Here is a 20,832-nt window from a genome sequence, read left to right on the forward strand (position 1 = left end):
AAGTGTTTCGTCCCAAATAAAAGAAGTTTACAATCCAGAGGACCTTCATCCTCCACGCGGCATGGCTGGTTCAGACTTCCGTCCATTGACCAATATTCCTTACTGCTGCCTCCCGTAGGAGTCGGGCCCGTGTCTCAGTGCCCGTGTGACTGGTCGCGCTCTCACGCCAGTTACTGATCGTCGGCTTGGTGAGCCGTTACCTCACCAACTACCTAATCAGACGCACGCCCATCTTCAAGTGATAAATCTTTAAATGCTGTGAGATGCCTCACTACATTCTTATGGGGTATTAATCCAAATTTCTCTGGGCTATTCCCCGCTTGAAGGAAGGTTGCGTACGTGTTCCGCACCCGTTTGCCGGTCGCCGCCCATGTATTGCTACACTGCGCTGCCCCTCGACTTGCATGTATTAGGCCTGCCGCTAGCGTTCATCCTGAGCCAGGATCAAACTCTCCATTGTAAAGAAGTTTTGATACTGACTAATTTCTCTCGAAATCAATCGGATCATTAATTATGTTTAGCTGTAAACATTACCTGTGTTTGTGAATCAAACTATCACTAATTTGATTCGTGCTGTTGTTTCCAATCTTTCAAAGAACTTGTGCTAATTAATTAGCAGTTGTCAATGTAGGAGATCCGATCTCCGTGCCCTACTGGCGTACATCTTCAGTATTTCAATCCGACAAGCGCTTTTCGTTTATCGCCCCGTTATCGTTGGGGTTGCAAAGGTAATCAACTTTTTATTTCTTCCAAATTTTTTTCAAAATTTTTCTGAATTTATTTTCCACTGCTTCCTTTCTGAAATGCTGCATTGGCAATGCATTCGAAAGATTATGTATCAAGTGAAAAATGAAGTTGTTGCCGTGTCGTGAAGAACTTTATTTGTGTGCTTTCTATCAAAGCGGGCTGCAAAGGTAAGCGGATTTTTCAATCCACCAACTTTTTCTTCTCCCTAAAACAAACAAAAATGCCAAAACCCTTTATAGCAAAGAGTTTTGGCATGAAATATTTTTTCAGATCCTACCAGAAACAGGCTGCAATAACCCCTCCGGATACTGTACTTTCATTAAAAACAATCCCTGCCCCGGCACCGCAAAGTCGGCCCTGGCACAATCCTTACGCTCTATCGCCTGCCGGAACTGTTCCATTGTCAGCTTCCCACGACCCACACGTAACATAGTACCAACAAGGCCTCGCACCATTCCACGCAGAAACCGGTTCGCAGTAACGTTATAGACTATACGCTCCGGACCAATGTCCCAACGTGACTCCTCTATCTTACATATAAATGTCTTTACCTGGGTATTACGTTTGGAGAAAGTAGTGAAATCACTGTATTCCATAATAACCGCCGCCGCCTCATGCAGCGCGGCCGCATCCATCTTATATGGAAAGAAATACCCCCTGTCCTCCATAAACGGATCCTTATGCGTATACAACGTATATTCATAAGACCTACCTAAGGCATCGAAACGGCTATGCGCCGTTTCCGGCACCGCATATATCTGGCGCAATACCACATCTGAAGGCAGAATAGCATTGATCTTATATATAAACTGAGCATGTAAAGGCAGATCCGTATCAAAATGCAGGAAGTTCTGCTGTGCATTCACACCGGCATCCGTTCTGCTGCTGCCAGTAGTTACAATGGGATTACGAAACAGAATACTCAACGCCCTGTCGATCTCCGATTGAACCGTATGTGAATTCTCCTGCACCTGGAAGCCACTGTATGCAGCCCCTTTGTATGCGACCTCAATAAAGTATCTGTTCATATGGCGCGAAGGTAATACGAAATCTAACAGGTATGATCTTATTTGGTCGTGACCAGCGCGGATGGCTGCCAGGAAGGACAGCTCCATAACGTCACAGGATTGAGTGTGGAGCCCAATATTCCTGAAAAGCACAAGGGATAGCATGTCTAATGCTATCCCTTGTATCCAGTATATGGTACTATTTATTTATGCAACATCGCCTTGAAGCGACCTTTATAATAGTTATCCGTCAATACCGATTCCAGCGAACCGTATTTCTCCGTATCATAAGTTTTGCTATAAGCCATATCCAGCAGGCGATAGCGGGCATCTTCATCCACTACCAGCTGTGCCAGTGTTTTGATCTGCGCAGTTTCCATACAATAGTTGCGGGTTTGCTTACGGAACACATCCAGCATACCGTCGTCGCTACTGGAGCTTACAAACTTGCGCAGCAGTTTCTTGAAAGTGCCTTCATCCATAATATTGCCGCAGTCGCTGTTGACCAGGCGCTTGTTGGCTGCCGGCTTTTCTTCCGTGGCCTCCGTTACCTCTTCCGTTTTCTTTTTTCTTTTGGGAGACACCGGCTCCACTGCTACCTCTGTTGCTTCGGCCGCCACCACAGGTACCGCTTCTTCAGCAGTGGCACTTTTGCGTCGTCTCCGTTTGGAAGCACTTTCCTCCTGCTGGTCATACATGGCTACACCGTAACCGCTGGTGTCTGTAACGATTTCGCCCGTACGAATATCGGTTTCCTGTTTTTTCTTTTTCTTTTTGGGAGATGGAACATCTTCCGCTGCCACAGGGACTTCTACAGGAACAGCCGCTGCTGCTGCAGGTTTACCATCTTCCTGAAAATCTATGAAGTCGGGATTATTTTCTTTCTTCTTGTTACGGCGTGATTTCTTTTCTTCTGTTTCTTCACTGGCTTTGGCCACATCCGCGGCGGCAGCTTCGCTGGCGGCGGTGCGGCTCTCTTCCGCCATTACCTGCGCCAGAATTGCTTTTTCCTCATCTGTGAGCGGGGAGCGCTCCAGCTTTTCTTTCACCTCGTTCATGGGCTTCTTTGCAGCAGCCTTTGGTGTAGCCGCTACTACTGCAGCTTCCTGTATCACCTCTTCCCTATCATCGCCGCTGACAACTACCTTATCCAGGGCAGAAGCGAAGCCATTACTTGATTTGGCAGGCTTTTTAGCCGGACCGGTAATGGTAGCGGTGCTGCCCAGCGCATTTTCCAGGTCGCCCTGCATTTTGGTCAGCGTTTCCTGTGCCGTGTCCGTAGTTGCTGCGATGGCCGGCTCTTCTTCCTTGTTAGTTCCACCAGTAGCCAGCAACAGGTTATCCGACTTCAGCTCCCGGAAAGTTTGCAGGTTATACAGCGTATATGCATTTGCTGTAGCCTTTTTCAGCAGGAACCCCTGGTCTTTCTGACCTACTTTCAGATCAAAATGCTGCTCAGGTGCTTCATTTTTCGGAAATCCCACGGTGATAGGCGTGGTGCCATTACCCAGCTTAGGCAAAATAAGGTAGCCCCGCTCAGAAGAGCTGAGTACCTGGCCATTATGTTTTACGTAAAAAGGCTGGCCCTTTTCACTCTGGATATACACGTAATAGTGCTGGCGCTGTTCGTTCTGTGCCCGTAAAACGGTACCGAACAACAGGCAGACACATACAGATATTACTGTCCTGTAATTAAAAAGCATACTTAATTGATGGTATAAAAACTCTCCTGAACAAATATTATTCCAGTACGATCAGCACTTCCCCTTTTTCTACGGCAGTACGCTCTGAAACTTTGATTTCCCTGACGATGGCATCAGTGGCAGACTTGAAAACATTCTCCATCTTCATGGCTTCCAGTATTAGTACCGGATCTCCTTTCTTAATTGCCTGGCCTGGTTCTACCAATACTTTAAGCACCAGTCCCGGCATAGGGGCTTTAATATCATTTACCTTTTTAGCCATGGCATCTTTGATCCCCATGGCGGCCAGCAGCTGATCTATTGGTTCTTCTATGGCTACTTCATACTGCTGCTGATTTATTTGCAATAATACGGTTTTTGCCTCTTTATCCACCTTAATTACCTGGGCCTGGTAACTAAAGCCGTCCATAATGACGCTGTAATCCCCTCCGGGCAGCTGTATGGCAGACCAGTCCACCTTTTGTCCATCCGCAGTGATTTCCTGCTCTTTATTGACGGTAAATGTGCTTTTACCATTCACTATTGCTTTGATCATGATAATTCTGTTTTAGGCCCTATCTGAAACAAAAATAGCATTTTTAACCACTTACCTCATTATTAACCCATTTGTTTAAATTTGGACCACTTTACTGAAAAGTAAAACAGATATTCACACAAAACTATATTGCATGAATCAACATTTGAAGCTGTCCGTGTTTGGACTGCTGCTCGGCGGAGCTGCCTGCCTGGGATCCGGCCCCTCCGCCAGCGCCCAGACGGCAAAATTAACCCCTGAAGATTCCGTATTAAAGATCTATCGCGCCTCTGCCACCAAAATTAATGACCTGGTACATACCAGGCTGGATGTAAGCTTTGACTATGCCAAAGCCTACCTCTATGGAAAAGCATGGATTACCCTCCAACCACATTTCTACAACACCGACTCCCTCACCCTCGATGCCAAAGGCATGGACATCAAGGAGGTAGCACTGGTTCAAAACGGTAAAAACCTGCCTTTAAAATATACTTACGACCAGTTGCAACTGCATATAGACCTGAATAAAACTTATACACCCAATGATAAATACACCGTATACATCAGCTATACGGCCAAACCTAATGAGCTGAAAGTAAAGGGAAGCGCTGCCATCTCTGATGCCAAAGGCCTGTATTTCATTAATCCTGACGGAAAAGATCCGAAGAAACCTATCCAGATATGGACACAGGGCGAAACGGAAAGCTCCTCTGTATGGTTCCCTACCATCGATAAAACCAACCAGAAAACCACGCAGGAACTCAGCATGACGGTAGATAAGAAATACGTTACGCTATCCAACGGTAAGCTGGTAAGCCAGAAACAGAATGCTAACGGCACCCGTACTGACACCTGGAAAATGGATCTCCCGCACTCTCCCTACCTGTTTATGATGGCTGTAGGCGACTATGCTATCGTAAAGGATACCTGGAAAGGAAAAGAGGTAAACTACTATGTGGAAAAACCATTTGAAAAGTACGCCAGGAACATCTTCGGCAATACCCCTGAGATGCTTACCTTCTACTCTAAAATTCTGAATTACGAATACCCATGGGTGAAATATTCACAGATTACCGGTCGTGACTACGTTTCCGGCGCTATGGAAAACACCACCGCTACCCTGCACGGTGAATTCCTGCAGAAAACAGACAGAGAGCTGCTGGACAACAATAACTACAATGAAAACGTGATTGCCCACGAACTGTTTCACCACTGGTTCGGGGACCTTGTTACTGCTGAATCCTGGAGTAACCTCACCGTAAACGAATCATTCGCCGATTACAGTGAATACCTGTGGCTGGAACACAAATATGGTAAAGATGCTGCAGATGAGCACCTGCTCGACAACGGCAACCAATACATGCAAATGGTGCAATACAGTGGGGATAAGCATTTGGTGCGTTTCCACTATGCCGACAAAGAAGATATGTTTGACCAGATCACCTACCAGAAAGGTGGCTGCATCCTGCATATGTTGCGTAATACGGTGGGCGATTCGGCTTTCTTCAAGTCCCTGAATCTCTACCTGAAAACACATGCATTTAAATCTACTGAGGCCCATCAGTTACGCCTGGCTGTAGAAGAAGTTACCGGCCGGGATATGAACTGGTTCTTTAACCAGTGGTATTTCGGACAGGGCATGCCACAGCTGGATATCAGCTATAAATATGCTCCAGGTAAAGTAACCGTGCTGCTTCAGCAAATCCAGAAAGATGAGAAAGTATGGCAACTGCCAATGGCTATTGATGTGTATGAAGGTGGTAAAAAAACACGCCACCAGGTATTTATGCAAAACAGGATTGACTCTTTCACCTTCAATGTGAGTGGCAAACCAGACCTGGTAAACGTGGATGCGGACAAAGTATTACTGGCCAAGAAAGACGACCATCGCGACTTCAGCACGTACGCCTATCAGTATGCCCATGTGGATAACTACATGGACAGACGCATGGCTATAGAAGAAGCTACTGATTTACAATCCGGTAATCCGGAGGCGCTGAAAGTAATGCAGGCCGCCCTGAAAGATAAATACCATGGCCTACGCGTACTGGCTATAGAAGGACTGAAATTTGGTAATGAAGCTATCAAATCCGCTACCATTAAGGAAGTAGAGAATATAGCGAAGACAGATAAAAATGCCCTCGCCCGTGCAGCAGCTATTAAAAAGCTGGGGTCACTGAAAGACAAACAATTCCTTTCCCTGTTTGAAGCGGCGATCAAAGATCCTTCCTATGGCGTAGAAGGCGCAGCATTGGAAGCACTCGGACAGCTGGATACCGAAAAGGCATACCAGGCGGCTAAAACCCTGCAGAACGATGCAAAAGGTAAACTGATCAATTCTATCACCCTGTTGTTTGCCCAGAAAGGCAGCATCGACGACCTGGACTTCATTGCAAAGAAATTTGAAGAAACGGGTGGTCAGGATAAACTAAATGCTGCTTTTGATTACCTCGGCTTCCTGTCCAAGATCAACAATACACCGGCGGTAACCAAGGGTGTGGACCAGGTACAGGCCATGACGGAGCAATTCAAGAATGCGCAGGTAAATAAATACATCTCTAACTGGCTGGAAGAGATTGCCCAGGCGAAGAGTGAAGCAGCGGGCCGCGCTACAGGAGCGGATAAAGAAGCGCTGCAACAACAGGCCGCTTATATGAGAGAGAAAGCGAAAGTGATTAAAGATAGTAAGAGCGAGTAAGCTCGCTGGTAAAATTACAAAAGCCCGTATGCCTCTGGCATACGGGCTTTTGTTTTAATCGCCAGGGGAGATGTAAAACCGGCTATTTATCAATCGCTACGAGGCGCTTCAGGCTTTTACTCCAGCGCCAGGGGCTTGTTTTTAATCGCACCCCACCGAGCCAGCGATGTTCCATCGACGTGTAGTCAATATAGTTTTCTTCATTTTCCAGCACTTCTATGCCCAGGGAGGTGATGCGGAGCATTTGGTCGTCCCGTTCGAGGACGCCGGTTTTGCTCATGCGGTTGACCATGATATCCAGCTGGAAGTCGCCGAAGCCGTAGATGGGCATGGTATCCCAGAATAATTTATAGAGTTCGTACCAGCGGTAGCTACCCATGCGGAGTCGTTGCAGGAAAAATTCCTGGATGACATTGAGTCCGTTATCCGTATTCGGGAACCGCGCGAGTTGCGCAGCTATAGCGGTGTTGAGGTGTTTAAGATTGCCGGTGTTCATGCGGGAAAAGAGTTCCAGTGCCTGTGGGGTATCGAGGCAGAAGGCGTCCCAGGCGTCGTCGGCCATTTCGAGATCGGTGGGGGTGAGCAATACGCGGGAGTTCATGTATTGATCGAATGCGGATGGATCGGGGTGCCGGGGGAAATCGATTAATGAGATTGGGGGCAGTTCTTTAAACCTCGTTCTGATGAGGTGAATAATGAAGAGGAGGTTAAACTGGCAGAATACGTCGTAATCGAACCAGAGGATGATTTCAGATGGGGAGGAACCGGAGGGTTTGATTTTCTCCAGTTCCTGCACCACCTGCGTATGGTAAGATTGTTTATCGATACCGTAGTGAAATTCGAGGTGTTTGGCCCTGCTTTCGAAGAATTCTTCGGGGTCTTTGGTATACTTCACTTTCCCTTCGCACATTACTTCCCTGCAAACGACGGGCTCACCGGGCAGCTTACTTTGCCGGAACAAGGTAAGGGAAGCATCTCCATTCAAGACGTGCAGGTAAGACGACATAACAATTTTGTTTTAGGTAGATTACCAGCTGCCGCTGGCGCCGCCGCCGCCTCCTGAGCCTCCGCCGAAGCCACCGAAGCCGCCGCCACCACCGCCACCGGACCAGCCGCCGCCACCGCCGCCGCCGAAGCCACCCATACCACCGATTACCGGCCATATCCAGCCTCCTCTGCGGTTATAGGTAGTACCGCGACCACCGCCTCCTGATCCCCCGCCACCTCTTCCGAGGAAGGATATGATCAGAACGATCATGATAATGATGATGAAGAGTACACCCGGGCTGATGCCTGGTTCACTCTTACGGGGGTTGGCTTTATATTCACCTTTCATGGCTTTGATGATGCTGGTAGTAGCGTCATCGAGGCCTTGATAGTAGTGACCGTCACGGAAAGCAGGCTTGATGTCCTGGCTGATAATCTGATTAGCTAATGCATCAGGAAGTGCCCCTTCAGCGCCATATCCGGTTTCGATCCTGATCTTTCTGTCATTTACAGCAACAAGTATCAGTATACCATTGTTCTTGCCTTTGGTACCAATTCCCCAGTCGCGGAGAATTTTCAGTGACACCTGGCTGATATCGTATTCTCCGACAGATTTGATGATGACAACCGCAATCTGTGTGGAGGTACTATCATTGTAAGCCACCAATTTGCGTTCCAAAGCTTCATCTTCTTCACGGAGGAGTACGCCGGCGAAGTCATTCACCAGTGTAGGAGGATTGGGTCTGGGAGGTATATTCTGGGCATTGGCCAGCAATCCCGTGAGCAGTAAAAGTCCCGGTAGGAACCAACGTAATATCCTCATTGTATACAGCTAAAAACGTTTTAAAAGCGTGGACCCAGGCTATTTGCCGAAGACGATATCGTCTGGCAGTTCGTTGCCGTCACCGGCTTCGTGTGGGAAGTGGGTACGGAGGGATTCACCAATTTCGCGGATACATTCTTCGATACCTTCGATGATGTGAGCGTCTTTAAAGTGAGAAAGGAGGAGGTTGGCTTCTTTTACCCAGAAGTCGTTTCCTACCCTATCGTGGATTCCCTGATCCCCGAAGATGGCAAACTGCCTGTCTTTGATGGCCACGTATAACAATACGCCATTGCGTTGTTTGGTTTTCTCCATGCCGAGCGAGAGGAATGCCTCTTTGGCGCGGTCCATGGGGTCTACGTATTGGCAATGGCTTTCTACAAAAAGTCTGATTTCTCCGGAGGTGAGTCTTTCAGCCACCCGGATTGCCTGCACAAGTCTGTTCTTCTCCGACTCTGAAAAAATTTCTTTTCGTTTAAAAGGGAAAATCCGCATTGATGAAGGATTTATCGGAGAGATTGTCCCCGCTTTGTGGCGGGGACTTCTCAATTATTTCTGCAAATATTAGAACTGAACTTTCGGTGCGTCTTTAGCGCCTTCGTCGGCGGTGAAGTAACCTTTAGCCTTGAATCCGGTGATACCGGCTACGAGGTTGTTAGGGAAAGTACGAATGGCACTGTTATAACCGTTTACGGCATCGTTGAAGTCGTTGCGGGCTACGTTGATCCTGTTTTCAGTGCCTTCCAGCTGCACTTGCAGGTCGCGGAAGTTCTGGTTTGCTTTCAGGTCAGGATAGGCTTCTGACACGGCGAGCAGGCGGCCTAATGCCTGGGACAGCTGGCCCTGTGCGGCCTGGTACTGCTGAATTTTTTCAGGGGACAGGTCATCCACGTTTACGTTGATGCGGGTAGCGCTGGCACGGGCTTCCATTACTTTGGTGAGTGTTTCTGTTTCGAAGTTGGCGGCACCTTTAACGGTGGATACCAGGTTGGGGATCAGGTCCGCACGGCGCTGATAAGCGCTTTGTACAGCACCCCATTTATTTTTCACATTTTCATCCTGCTTAACCATTCCGTTGTATTTACCACAACCGAACATTACCAAAAGTGCAAGTACAATAAGTACAATAATACCTGTTCTCATCTGAGTTAGAATTTAATTGTTTATAGGTTGCCGTACTATGTACAAAACTTATTCCTGTTTTGCCTGAGTCCGGTGTAAGTAGTTAATTCTCCGGTGAAAGCTGCAAAAATGGCGGTGAACGTCATAATTGCGCCGGTACCCGGATGAAGGTAAAGAAAGTTACTAAAAGAGTAACGGAAAGCGAAACGATAAATTTTAAAAAAAGTTCATCCATTGATTGAAAATATCCTGTCAAAACAGTATGTTTATACGTACCTTTACACCGCGGTGCGACTGCTAAAACGGCAGCATACCCGCGAATAATGAATGGGACAGAGTCGATTACTAAATCGTTTTTTACGTTTCATTGTTTCTAACTCATTTATTATTACTAACTTGGATCTAAGTCTTCTTAAATGAGTGCGCAACACATTACCATACTCTATATCGATGATGAAGTTCACAATCTGAATGCATTCAAGGCTTCCTTCAGAAGGCTGTATAATGTGTTCACGGCAACTTCTGCGGAAGAAGCAGAGAAGTTGCTGCAGGAGCATGAATTCCATATCATCATTTCCGATCAGCGCATGCCCAAAATGACCGGAATCGAATTTTTCGAGTCTATTCTGGAACGTTACCCTGAACCAATCCGTATGTTGCTGACAGGCTACGCAGACATCAATGCTGTTGTAGATGCCATTAACAAAGGGCAGGTATACAAGTACTTCTCCAAACCCTGGAACGAGGAAGAGCTGAAACACAACATCGAAAAAGCCTTTGAAGTCTACTCTCTCCGTAAGGAAAACAAAGAGCTGACCGCCAAACTGCTGGATGTGAATGAAAAGCTGGAGTTCCTCGTACGACAGAAATTAATCTCCTAACCGGATTTTCAGCGATGTAACCAAAATCCTTAACTTGCACCCTTTGTGAAACTTAACTTCCTCAATCATGCAAGTTTGGAAAGATTACCAGGCACAGAATAAAGACCGATTCCTGGACGAATTGCTGGCATTGTTGCGCATTCCTTCCGTGAGTGCTGATTCCCGCTTTAATAAAGACGTTCAGCAATGTGCTGAAGAAGTGAAACAACGCCTTGTAGAAGCAGGCGCTGATAATGTGGAGGTATGCCCTACCGCAGGACATCCGATTGTATATGGTGAAAAAATCATAGATCCTTCTCTCCCAACCGTACTGGTTTACGGCCACTACGATGTACAGCCTGCCGATCCGCTGGAGCTCTGGCACAGCGGCCCTTTTGAGCCGGTGATCAAAGATGGTAACATCTACGCCCGCGGCAGTGCAGACGATAAAGGACAGTTTTATATGCACGTAAAGGCATTTGAAACAATGCAGCAAACCAATACCATCCCTTGTAATATCAAATTCATGATTGAAGGGGAAGAAGAGGTAGGCTCAGCAAACCTTGGCATCTTCCTGAAAGAAAATAAAGAACGCCTGAAAGCCGATGTGGTACTGATTTCAGATACTTCTATGATCAGCCTGGAAGCCCCAAGCATCGATACCGGCCTGCGTGGACTGGCATACATGGAAGTAGAAGTAACCGGGCCTAACCGCGACCTGCACAGTGGCGTTTACGGCGGTGCCGTAGCCAATCCGGCTACCATCCTGGCTAAAATGATTGCCAGCCTGCACGACGATAACAACCACATCACCATTCCTGGTTTCTACGATAAAGTACAGGAACTTTCTGCGGAAGACAGAGCTGCCCTCAACGCGGCACCATTTGACCTGGAAGAATTCAAGAAAGACCTGGGTATCAACGATGTATGGGGCGAAAATGGTTATTCCACCATCGAAAGAACCGGTATCCGTCCAACCCTGGAGGTGAATGGTATCTGGGGTGGCTACACCGGCGAAGGCTCCAAAACTGTACTGCCATCCAAAGCATTTGCAAAAATCAGTATGCGCCTGGTGCCTGATCAGGACTGGCACGAAATCTCCGACCTGTTTACCAAACATCTCGAAGCCATTGCGCCTAAGAGCGTAACGGTGAAAGTAACCAAACACCATGGTGGCAGCCCTTATGTAACACCTACGGACTCCGTAGCGTTCAAAGCGGCGCAACAGGCTATCAACGCTACCTTCGGTAAAGAACCCATCCCCGTTCGCGGCGGTGGCAGCATCCCTATCGTAGCACTATTCGAGTCCGTACTGGGCCTCAAAACCGTGCTGATGGGCTTTGGGCTGGACAGCGACAACCTGCACTCTCCTAACGAGAAATATGGTTTGGCTAACTTCTATAAAGGGATCGAAACCATCCCTTACTTCCACAAATTCTTTGCGGAACTGAGCAAGTAGTCATCCCCACTTTTTTAGTGTTGGTCCGGTCCGCCCCATGGCAGATCGGACCATTCTTTTTAATTTCACACTATGAGTACCAACGAAAAAATCAGAGTAGATAAATATCTGTGGGCTATCAGGGTATTCAAAACCCGTAGCCAGGCCGCAGATGCATGCGACGGCGGAAAGGTAAAAATGAACGGCAACTCCGTAAAAGCTGCTAAACCCGTGACTGTAGGGGATAAATTTGAAATCAGAACAGAAGCACGTAAGTGGATAATTGAAGTTACCGGACTGATTTCCAACAGGGTAGCCTTTAGTGAGGCCGTAAAATACTATGTGGATAACACCCCCGAAGAGGATAAGTCAGGCACCAACTTTATGCCCAGCGTATTCCAAACCGGTAAGCGCCAGAGTAAGATTGGCCGCCCTACGAAAAAGGAACGGCGTGAACTGGATGATTTCATGGGTAACCCCGAGGACTAATCCCCCAGGAAGCCCATCAACCACCCTCTTTACCCCAAAAAATAAAAAATATACGTATTTACGTAATTACGCATTTGCGTAGTACGCAAATGCGTAGTAATTTTGCCAACTAATTAATAAACCTAAGGATCAAAATGCCTAAACAAAGTGACGTGCTCGCCACCGATTACCTGGTGAAAATCGCAGAAGAATTTGGTACCCCGGTATATATCTACCACGCGGAAAAGATCAAAACCCAGTACGAAAAGCTGCAAAAGGCCTTTCAGAAGTCTGACACCCGTTTCTTCTACGCTTGTAAGGCATTGACAAACATCAACATCCTGAAGTACATCAACTCTCTGGGTTGCGGTCTGGATACCGTTTCCATCCAGGAGGTACAGCTGGGATTAAAAGCTGGTTTCGATCCTAAAAACATCATCTTCACCCCAAACTGTGTAGACCTGCAGGAAATCATTGCAGCCAAACAGCTGGGCGTGATCATCAACATCGATAATATTTCCATCCTGGAGCAGTTTGGCAACCAGTTCGGTGACAGCTATCCTATCTGTATACGCCTGAATCCACACATTATGGCAGGGGGAAACTTCAAAATTTCCACTGGCCACGTAGACAGCAAGTTTGGCATCTCCATACACCAAATGCGCCACATAGAACGCATTGTAAAATCTACTAAACTGAAAGTAACCGGCCTGCACATGCACACCGGCTCTGAAATCAAAGACGTAGACGTTTTCCTCCGTGGTGTGGAAATCATGTTCGAAATGGCCGAACACTTCCCTGATCTGCAATCCATCGATCTGGGCAGTGGCTTTAAAGTAGCTTACCAGCAAGGAGATCCTGAAACAGATATCGACCTGCTTGGTAAAAAGCTGACCGAGGCATTCAACAAATTCAGCGCTAAGCACGAACGCCCGCTGCAACTGTGGTTCGAGCCGGGAAAATTCCTGGTGAGCCAGTGCGGTTACTTCGTGGTAAAAGCCAACGTGATCAAACAAACTACCGCTACCGTATTCGTAGGTGTAAACTCAGGCTTTAACCACCTGATCCGCCCTATGTTCTATGATGCTTTCCACCTGATCCGGAATATATCCAATCCTAAAGGCACCGAAAGAATCTATACCGTAGTAGGTAACATATGCGAAACCGATACTTTCGGTTGGGATAGAAAAATTAATGAAGTAAGAGAAGGCGATTTCCTGGTATTCTACAATGCCGGTGCCTATGGCTTTGAAATGTCGTCCAACTTTAACTCCCGCCTGAAACCGGCAGAAGTGCTGGTAAAAGACGGTAAAGCGCAGCTCATTCGCAGAAGGGATACCATTGAAGATCTGCTTAAAAACCAGATCGAATTAGCATAAGCAAAAAGACAGCAGGCCGTTATCATAAATTTGTAAGATAATGGCCTGCTATCCTTGAAAAATACAATATTCCCCTTCCCCGCTCGTCTTCAATACTATCCCAACCCCCTTGAGCTAACAACCTTCACTGTTTACAACTGTTATAAGTTATTAATTGGCTGGCATGAACCATTAAACATGGTTCATAATATACATATATATGAAAGTTTTAACTGCACACCAGAATCTGTTTGAAGAGGATCAAATCATACAATCACACATTTCATTTGCCCCTTTTCTGCGTTTTCTGAAGGATAAAGTAGAGAGAGAACATGACGGCCGTACCGGCTTTTACCAATACATACTGGATAAATTCAATGCAAAACCGGAACTGCTTCAAGCAATTCCAGACAATATAAGCCTGGAACCTTACCGCGAATACCTGGACCTGGTAATTGCGTCCATTTTCCCGGTGACCGTAGATACTAAAAAAGATATCTACGGCATCAGCGTGCCTTTTAAGTTCGCCATCTTCTATTATTCTGAGATGTTCAAACGCCTGTTCACGGAAGAAGATGATTTACTGGCCACCGTTCCCCAGGGCATTAGCATCAACCGGGTAAAAAGAGATAAAAAATTATGGTTATATAAACTGATACTCGACAGGCACTACCATTTCCCTATCGGCTATCAGAACGACATTATCCACACCCTGGATACACCCGATGGGGTACGCAAGCAGGTGAAAGTGAATATCGATGCCCGCTTTGTGGATGTACGCGTAAAAGGAAAACTGCCGGAGCTGGATTATAATAATTTTTGTACCAGGCAGATGTCAGTGGACATGCTGGAAACCCTGCTGCCACTGGACAATTTCGTATTGGAAGGCTTCGCCATTTGGACCATAGAAGACGTAACGCAATCCGAAGCGGTGAACACTATCAAAGGGCTGGTCATGAACATGAACGGCAACAATGAAATTGACAGCTACCGCACACTGGAAAGAATGGTGCCAGCCATCCTGGGCATTTTTGATATTACCGCCCACATGGTACCATTTCCAAAGGTGAACAACAAACATGTGCTGGAAGACAAGTTCACCCCCATAGATCCTGTGCTGGGTATCGGCAATAAAAAGCAGGAACAGCTGCTTTTTGCACAGATGGTGGAGTTCCTGTCTAAAAACCCGCAGCCACTGATTATCCCGGAAGTAACAGAAGAAAGCATTGCGAACTACCCGTTCCTGAAATACCTGACGCTTAAAAAAATCAGGAGCTTTGTATTATTTCCGATCAAACATAAAAGTGAAGTGCTGGGCGTGCTGGAACTGGCAGCCTCCCGCCCTAATGCCCTCTCTGAGCGCCCACTGTGGCAGCTACAAAGCATTTATCCACTGCTGGTGCTAATGCTCAACAGAAGTATTAACATCCTCGAAGGCAGGATCAATGAAGTGATCAAGGAACAGTTTACTGCCCTGCAACCTTCCGTAGAATGGAAGTTTGTGGATGCGGCCTGGAAACACCTGCTCACACCGGAAGAAGAAAGAAAAGACATTGCCAGCATCAGCTTTGATGAAGTGTACCCGCTGTACGGCGCGGTGGACATCCGCAATTCCTCCATCGAACAGGGTAACGCCATCCGGGAGGACCTGCAGGAACAACTCCAGCTGATCGATGAAACGCTGGCTGTAGTAACCAAAACTGTAAAGCTGAACCTGCTGGAAGAACTACAGTTCAAAACCAGGGACATCATGCAAAACCTGCATGAAAGCCTTACTGCCGGCGAAGATGTGAAAATCAACGATTTCATTGACCAGGAAATACAACCGGTGCTGGAACACCTGTGCAGCAACAATGAATCACTGCGCCCGGTACTGGACCACTACTATTCAAAAATTGATAAGAAAGAAGGCCACGTATATCACCACAGGAGAGAGTATGAAGAGAGTCTGGCCCAGGTGAATACCGCCATCAACCTGTACCTGGAGAAAGAGCGGCAGTACATTCAGCAGTCGTTCCCATGCTACTTTGAAAAATACCGTACTGACGGTGTCGAATACACGATTTACATTGGTCAGTCGATTGCACAGGAGAAAAAATTTGACCAGTTGTACCTCCGCAACCTCCGCCTGTGGCAACTTTCATCGATGGCTACCATTGCCAGACTGACGCATAAAATGGCGCCTACGCTGAAGAATCCGCTGCAAACCACGCAGATGATTCTGATGCACAGCTCCCCGATCACCATTAGTTTCCGTAATGATGAGCGCAGATTTGATGTGGAAGGTGCGTATAATATCCGCTACGAAATCATTAAAAAGCGTATTGATAAAGTGCATGTAAAAGACTCAGGAGAAAGACTTACGCAACCTGGCATGATTGCCATTGTGTATTCCAATGCACGCGAAATGGAGGAGTATAAGAAGTATATCAGTTTTCTGCAAAGCAAGAATATACTGCTGCCCGACATGGAGATGCTTGACCTGGAAGAGCTCCAAGGCGTTAGCGGCCTTAAAGCTCTTCGTGTAAAAGTCAATTTGCAGGAGTTAGAACTTAAATCCTAAAGTAAAATAAGGAAGGGTTTCTTCTTTGGAGTGGCCGATAACGGCAGTCACAATCAGGGCATTGACCGGCGCCAGGTATAACCCGCCACCAAAGCCATCGTGCCATACATGTGATTTTTCGCCAGGCGCCCATACCCTGCCAATATCATTAAAGGCCAGCAGGCCCACACCGGCAGGCAGGAGGAATGTTTTAAGGTCGAAGAGTTTCAAACGTACTTCGGTATTATTATATACTCCTGCCTCGCCCGCAAAGCGGTAGTTGCGATATCCGCGCAGGTTGTTTACCCCGCCAATAGAATACGCCTGGAAGTATTCATAATTTCCCCAAACTTTACCTCCGCCAAAACGGGTTACCAGCACAAATCTGTCAGGGTTATTAAAGCTTAGGTAGATGCTAAGGTCCGACTGCAGGGATGCCAGGTTATTACTGAAATTATTCAGTCCGCCATACCCACTAAAGGTAGTTGTCCACAATACGCCACGGGTGGCGATCAGCTTATTATTTCTGGTATCCAGCTGGGCCACCACTTTAGCGCCGGCGTAACCTTTGTTGTGGTAAACGCTGGCGGAGTCCAGTCCGTTGGTATTGAAATCGGTGATATACCTGTTGTTATTTTCCGTTTTATTAAACTGGTACCAGGATACGGCCGGGCCGTAGGACAGCGACAGCTTCTGGCCAAAGTTGGAGTGCAGCAACACATCGGCACTATACAGTTCAAATCTGGCGCGGTAGTAACTGATTTTTCCAGGTTTCGATTTATCGAATACCGTTTCATTGCCGTAACCGAAGAAGTTAATCGTATTGTTAGGCGCCTTAGCATTTACGTGTGTGATCACGCCGGTTTTCCCGATCACGTCATTCCATTCACCCATATATTTAAAGTTCCAGGCTTTGGTGGCCAGCGCGTGCGTGGCTGCAAAAGTGTGGCGGGAGGCGAAAGGCTCCTTACGCCATGACTGATGCTGGTAAGAGGCCCCGAGCCCGAGCAGCATACCATCATCTTTATTGAAACCTACCGCCAGTAGCGGGAGAAACTTATCGTACTTAAAGAATTTACGCTCATAGGCGATATTTTCAGGCTTATCGGATAATTTGAGTGCCTGATCACCGTGGAGGCTGAACGTATCTTTTCCACTCTTCAGATCGTATATGCGTATACGTTTGCCGGCACCGGAGGTGGAACTATCGGTATAACTATCGGTATCGCGGCCGCCGATAAACCGGATGCGTATAGGCGTGCTGTTATTACCGGTAATCACCCAGCGGTCCTGCCCTCCCATACCATAGATATTCAGTTCTTTGGTGACGGATGGCTGGAATGTTCTGCTGAATACGGAGTGCTGCACCTCACCTTTTTTAGAGATTTTGGAAATATTGAGTGACACGGCACCATTATCTTTCCGGTCCAGCTGTATCAGTTCGTCTTTAGCAGTAGCGGGCACGTATACACGTTTTGACAGGAAGCGGTAATATTTGAGCATCACGTCTTCCATACCGTTGCGACGGGCTTTCAGCGTGCTGAGCATGTATGGGCTTACCAGGTGTTTCACCGTATCCGGGAATGCATTTACAGCAGCTTCGAGCGTACTGTCGGTCATTCTTTCCAGGAACTTGCTGATTTGTTTTTTCCAGTCGTCCTCATTGAGTTCATTCAGGAAAGAACGATCAAAAAATCGGGTGGAGAAGTTCCAGCGGTTCAGGTTTTTCGTTTTAGGGCGGAAGCCGGAGAACTGCGGCATGAGGAATGGCGCAGCTACAATCCTGGACAGGAAGCCGTTATTCACAAAGAAGGCCTGGTCGCGGTCGCGTGGCACGGGATAGTAATAATCCACGCCTTTATGTTTTTCCCGGAACCAGCGCCATTGGTCATCGTGGCGGTCGTAGTCCATGATGTAGTTATCCAGGAGCCTTGCCCGCAGTACGGACTTCTGATCCACGAGGTAGTCATTGTCTGCCTGTATCTTATCCACCACTTTGAGGGTGTTATAAGTTTTTTCTTTCTCGCCGGTAACCGGTTCCCTTTCTTCGAAGAGGTATACATCATTTCCGAAGTCGTTGACATAAATGTTCAGCGCCGTATCCTTTGGCAGGTATACGAAAGTTGGGTTGGTATGGGGGATTTTAGCCGCATCTGCGAGCACTGCTACTGCCAGTGGTGCGTAAGGGTTTGCTGCTGAAATCTGGTCCTGTACTACTTCGCGGGCAATAGTTTCGCGCAGCAAAGGAGGAATAGCTACCAGCGGATATTTTTTCAGGGAGCGCATGGCATATTCCACACCGGCGGTATCTGCCAATCGCAGCGAGCGGGTTTGCATGCCGCCACCACGCTGAAGGATGGTGAGTCCGCCAGGCTTAGCGGTGCGGAGGTTGAGCACCGGAAAGTTGAGCGGTGCCGCCCATATCTTACGGTAGGTTTCACCCAGCAGCCAGCGGTGGAAGTTATTCACCTGTTCATATTGGGTATCTGCCGGCAGGGTGACTACTGCGGGCAATGTATCCGGTTGTGTGAATTTTATACCGAGTCGGTTGAAGTCTGAATAGTGCAGCAATGTATTGGTGAATGCTGGCTGCGACAGGTTTTCAGCAAGGAAGTACTGTACGTTCACGGTACTGTCTTCCATTACTTCAAGTACGCTGAAGCCGTTATCGCAGGTGGCGTACAGTGATTTACTGCCTTGTTTTACCCGGTTATTTTTGGCACCGCTGCCACTTACCACGTAACTGTTGCCTTCATCTTTGATGAGCTGCAGCGTATGATCATGGCCGGAAACGAATACGATGGGGCCGTGCTGGCGCATGGCATCTTCAATACCTTTCACCATATCCTTGTACAACGGATGCGGTAAATCTTCCGGGGTACCGAATACGCCGCGTGTCAGCGGGTAAATAGAGCCTATTACCGGCAGCGGCACGTACAGCCATGGCTTCATATCTGTAAGCGGGAAGATGTGTTGTTTGATGGTATAGTAGCCGCCGTGGATACCGTAACTTCTGAAAGGATGGTGTGTGGCGAATACGATGAGTTTATTACGGTTTTTCGCTACTATCTCCGAAATTTTCACCAGCACTTCATCTTTTTCTTTGCACTCACAATCATCATCCACGCCTGGTTTATCGTAGGGGAACAGCCACCATTCGCTATCCATGATGATGAGGGTGACCTCATCGGAGATTTTTACTTCTTCTGGTCCAGGGCAACCGTCTTTAGGAAAGAAGGTGACATTGGGCAGATGGAGGGAATCCACATACCGTTGCTGGTTGCGGATAGTAGCCCAGCCGTTGGGTTTACTTTTTTCCCAGTCGTGGTTACCGGGAATGATAAATCCTCTGGCATTGGTACCTCGAACGAGGTTTACCTGGTAGTCGAGTATCTGGCGGGCGGTGGGATAGCTTTTGGTCAGCGAATCCGGTAACCCTTTGGGATATACGTTATCGCCGAGGAACAGCACGGTGTTACGGCTGTCCTGCAGATCGTACTTGCTGCGAACGGCGTCAACCACCGGGTTACGGCCATTTTGATGTAGTTCACCGGCATCCCCGATGAGGATGATGCGTTGTTTCACATTGCCGGACTGGCCATACACCAGGCCCGATAACAGACAGGCAAAAATTAATGCGTAGAATGCTCTCATTTCTTTTTATAAGTGAATTTGAGAATATTGGCTACTCCATCGTACCCGCCTTCGTTGGAGATATACATATCTCCGTTGGGGGCAAAGGCCAGGCCTTCGGGTTGGAGGAACAGCCGGTGTCTCAGGTTGTAGGCTTCCTGTAAATGGCCTTCCAGATCTGTAATTACCAGCAGCTGATTCACGGAGGCCACGATATACAGCCTATGCTCAATAGGATGTATGGCCGCAGCGCTGGGCTTGAAGAAGCGCATGTCGTTGCCTGCGAGATGTGCAATTTCATCGTCCTTTATCTGGTATACAGGGTCGGATTCAAATACCATGCTGTCTAACCGGAAGCTGTAGGCACTGGTAACGCCCAGTTTCTTATCGTCCTCACAATTCTTACAAATGGTTATGATACTGTTTTTGTTCTTGTCGAAGTAGGCCGTTTCGAACTCTTTTTTTCCTTTTTTGCCAAACTTGTAGTGAACGGAGCGAACGGAGTCGGTAAACAGGTTGAAAATACGGAACAGGCTTCCGTTGCTTTTGAGTACAAAGAAGCCGCTGTCGGTTTCACAGAGGTCCTCATAGTCATCATTTTTCCCAAACTTCCAGGTGGGATAGGCTTTGGTTGCTTTTACATCTATTTCGAATATTTTCCCTTCTTCGTCGTTAATAGCGAGGATGCGGCGCTCGTCAGGATAGAGGGTTATACCGGAGATTTCCTGCATAGACTCTCGTACCCGGTAGCGTACCGGCGACCCCAGGTCGTAACCATGAGGGGAGGAATAAACTTTCTGCGACCTGTCTGAAAAATAGTTACAGGATAGCAGGAATAATAGGAAAAATAGCAGGATTCGTACATCCATAGCGATACTTTATAGCTTAAATTTAACTCAAAAATACAGTAACTTCAGATTGGATTTAATCAT

General features: G+C 47.3%; 15 protein-coding genes and 1 rRNA gene. 6 read left to right on the forward strand and 10 right to left on the reverse strand.

Annotated features, from left to right (window positions below; translation table 11 throughout):
- The 4 genes from KW844_RS21005 to KW844_RS29295 form a co-directional block, all read right to left on the reverse strand.
- Window positions 1-460: ribosomal RNA gene (locus tag KW844_RS21005) — 16S ribosomal RNA — on the reverse strand; the annotation flags it as partial.
- Window positions 461-1,013: 553 nt separating this feature from the next.
- Window positions 1,014-1,862 carry a tRNA pseudouridine(38-40) synthase TruA gene (gene truA / locus KW844_RS21010; RefSeq protein WP_255578563.1) on the reverse strand — a complete coding sequence of 283 codons (849 nt, stop codon included), beginning with the start codon at window positions 1,860-1,862 and terminating at the stop codon, window positions 1,014-1,016.
- A 95-nt stretch (window positions 1,863-1,957) separates the two neighbouring features.
- Entirely contained in the window at window positions 1,958-3,457 is a 1,500-nt protein-coding gene (locus KW844_RS21015) for a DUF4476 domain-containing protein (RefSeq protein WP_218378761.1), read from the reverse strand.
- 37 nt (window positions 3,458-3,494) lie between these two features.
- Window positions 3,495-3,992 (reverse strand): biotin/lipoyl-containing protein, encoded by a 498-nt coding sequence (locus KW844_RS29295; RefSeq protein WP_218378762.1) that lies wholly within the window; start codon window positions 3,990-3,992, stop codon window positions 3,495-3,497.
- A gap of 133 nt (window positions 3,993-4,125) precedes the next feature.
- Between KW844_RS29295 and KW844_RS21025 the strand changes: the two genes are divergently transcribed.
- Window positions 4,126-6,669 carry a M1 family aminopeptidase gene (locus tag KW844_RS21025; protein ID WP_218378763.1) on the forward strand — a complete coding sequence of 848 codons (2,544 nt, stop codon included), beginning with the start codon at window positions 4,126-4,128 and terminating at the stop codon, window positions 6,667-6,669.
- An 82-nt stretch (window positions 6,670-6,751) separates the two neighbouring features.
- Here KW844_RS21025 and KW844_RS21030 read toward each other — a convergent pair whose 3' ends face one another.
- The 4 genes from KW844_RS21030 to KW844_RS21045 form a co-directional block, all read right to left on the reverse strand.
- Window positions 6,752-7,675 carry a hypothetical protein gene (locus KW844_RS21030; RefSeq protein ID WP_218378764.1) on the reverse strand — a complete coding sequence of 308 codons (924 nt, stop codon included), beginning with the start codon at window positions 7,673-7,675 and terminating at the stop codon, window positions 6,752-6,754.
- Window positions 7,676-7,696: 21 nt separating this feature from the next.
- A complete protein-coding gene (locus KW844_RS29300) occupies window positions 7,697-8,479 on the reverse strand; it encodes a YgcG family protein (RefSeq protein WP_218378765.1) in 783 nt (260 codons plus the stop codon).
- Between the two features lie 39 nt (window positions 8,480-8,518).
- The gene (locus tag KW844_RS21040; protein WP_218378766.1) at window positions 8,519-8,974 is read right to left on the reverse strand and encodes a TPM domain-containing protein; all 456 of its coding nucleotides are present in this window, start codon (window positions 8,972-8,974) and stop codon (window positions 8,519-8,521) included.
- Window positions 8,975-9,043: 69 nt separating this feature from the next.
- On the reverse strand, window positions 9,044-9,622 hold the full coding sequence (locus tag KW844_RS21045; protein ID WP_218378767.1) for a LemA family protein: 579 nt from the start codon (window positions 9,620-9,622) through the stop codon (window positions 9,044-9,046).
- A gap of 395 nt (window positions 9,623-10,017) precedes the next feature.
- Here KW844_RS21045 and KW844_RS21050 point away from each other — a divergent pair, with 395 nt between their 5' ends.
- From KW844_RS21050 to KW844_RS21070, 5 genes are all read left to right on the forward strand, one after another.
- On the forward strand, window positions 10,018-10,482 hold the full coding sequence (locus KW844_RS21050; RefSeq protein WP_218378768.1) for a response regulator: 465 nt from the start codon (window positions 10,018-10,020) through the stop codon (window positions 10,480-10,482).
- 67 nt (window positions 10,483-10,549) lie between these two features.
- On the forward strand, window positions 10,550-11,920 hold the full coding sequence (locus KW844_RS21055; RefSeq protein ID WP_218378769.1) for a dipeptidase: 1,371 nt from the start codon (window positions 10,550-10,552) through the stop codon (window positions 11,918-11,920).
- Window positions 11,921-11,992: 72 nt separating this feature from the next.
- Window positions 11,993-12,388: an RNA-binding S4 domain-containing protein gene (locus KW844_RS21060; RefSeq protein WP_218378770.1), complete on the forward strand. Its 396-nt coding sequence runs from the start codon at window positions 11,993-11,995 to the stop codon at window positions 12,386-12,388.
- 134 nt (window positions 12,389-12,522) lie between these two features.
- Window positions 12,523-13,746 (forward strand): diaminopimelate decarboxylase, encoded by a 1,224-nt coding sequence (lysA, locus tag KW844_RS21065; protein ID WP_073083899.1) that lies wholly within the window; start codon window positions 12,523-12,525, stop codon window positions 13,744-13,746.
- A gap of 199 nt (window positions 13,747-13,945) precedes the next feature.
- Window positions 13,946-16,288, forward strand: a complete 2,343-nt coding sequence (locus tag KW844_RS21070; protein WP_218378771.1) for a GAF domain-containing protein — start codon at window positions 13,946-13,948, stop codon at window positions 16,286-16,288.
- On the opposite strand, the gene KW844_RS21075 is transcribed toward KW844_RS21070, so the two are convergent.
- Complete coding sequence (locus tag KW844_RS21075) at window positions 16,271-19,921, reverse strand: BamA/TamA family outer membrane protein (protein ID WP_218378772.1); 3,651 nt, start codon at window positions 19,919-19,921, stop codon at window positions 16,271-16,273. The two genes, KW844_RS21070 and KW844_RS21075, sit on opposite strands and share 18 nt — an antisense overlap.
- Window positions 19,918-20,769, reverse strand: a complete 852-nt coding sequence (locus KW844_RS21080) for a hypothetical protein (protein ID WP_218378773.1) — start codon at window positions 20,767-20,769, stop codon at window positions 19,918-19,920. Before KW844_RS21080 ends, KW844_RS21075 begins: the two co-directional genes overlap by 4 nt.
- Window positions 20,770-20,832: the final 63 nt, after the last annotated feature.

The organism is Chitinophaga sp. sic0106 (assembly GCF_019219075.1).
Lineage (GTDB): Bacteria > Bacteroidota > Bacteroidia > Chitinophagales > Chitinophagaceae > Chitinophaga.

Coding starts and splice junctions, on each gene's coding strand:
- KW844_RS21060 (WP_218378770.1), top strand. CDS start 11,993: ATGAGTACCAACGAAAAAATCAGAGTAGATAAATATCTGTGGGCTATC.
- KW844_RS21045 (WP_218378767.1), bottom strand. CDS start 9,622: ATGAGAACAGGTATTATTGTACTTATTGTACTTGCACTTTTGGTAATG.
- KW844_RS21070 (WP_218378771.1), top strand. CDS start 13,946: ATGAAAGTTTTAACTGCACACCAGAATCTGTTTGAAGAGGATCAAATC.
- KW844_RS21075 (WP_218378772.1), bottom strand. CDS start 19,921: ATGAGAGCATTCTACGCATTAATTTTTGCCTGTCTGTTATCGGGCCTG.
- KW844_RS29295 (WP_218378762.1), bottom strand. CDS start 3,992: ATGATCAAAGCAATAGTGAATGGTAAAAGCACATTTACCGTCAATAAA.
- truA (WP_255578563.1), bottom strand. CDS start 1,862: ATGGAGCTGTCCTTCCTGGCAGCCATCCGCGCTGGTCACGACCAAATA.
- KW844_RS21040 (WP_218378766.1), bottom strand. CDS start 8,974: ATGCGGATTTTCCCTTTTAAACGAAAAGAAATTTTTTCAGAGTCGGAG.
- KW844_RS29300 (WP_218378765.1), bottom strand. CDS start 8,479: ATGAGGATATTACGTTGGTTCCTACCGGGACTTTTACTGCTCACGGGA.
- KW844_RS21030 (WP_218378764.1), bottom strand. CDS start 7,675: ATGTCGTCTTACCTGCACGTCTTGAATGGAGATGCTTCCCTTACCTTG.
- lysA (WP_073083899.1), top strand. CDS start 12,523: ATGCCTAAACAAAGTGACGTGCTCGCCACCGATTACCTGGTGAAAATC.
- KW844_RS21015 (WP_218378761.1), bottom strand. CDS start 3,457: ATGCTTTTTAATTACAGGACAGTAATATCTGTATGTGTCTGCCTGTTG.
- KW844_RS21055 (WP_218378769.1), top strand. CDS start 10,550: ATGCAAGTTTGGAAAGATTACCAGGCACAGAATAAAGACCGATTCCTG.
- KW844_RS21025 (WP_218378763.1), top strand. CDS start 4,126: ATGAATCAACATTTGAAGCTGTCCGTGTTTGGACTGCTGCTCGGCGGA.
- KW844_RS21050 (WP_218378768.1), top strand. CDS start 10,018: ATGAGTGCGCAACACATTACCATACTCTATATCGATGATGAAGTTCAC.
- KW844_RS21080 (WP_218378773.1), bottom strand. CDS start 20,769: ATGGATGTACGAATCCTGCTATTTTTCCTATTATTCCTGCTATCCTGT.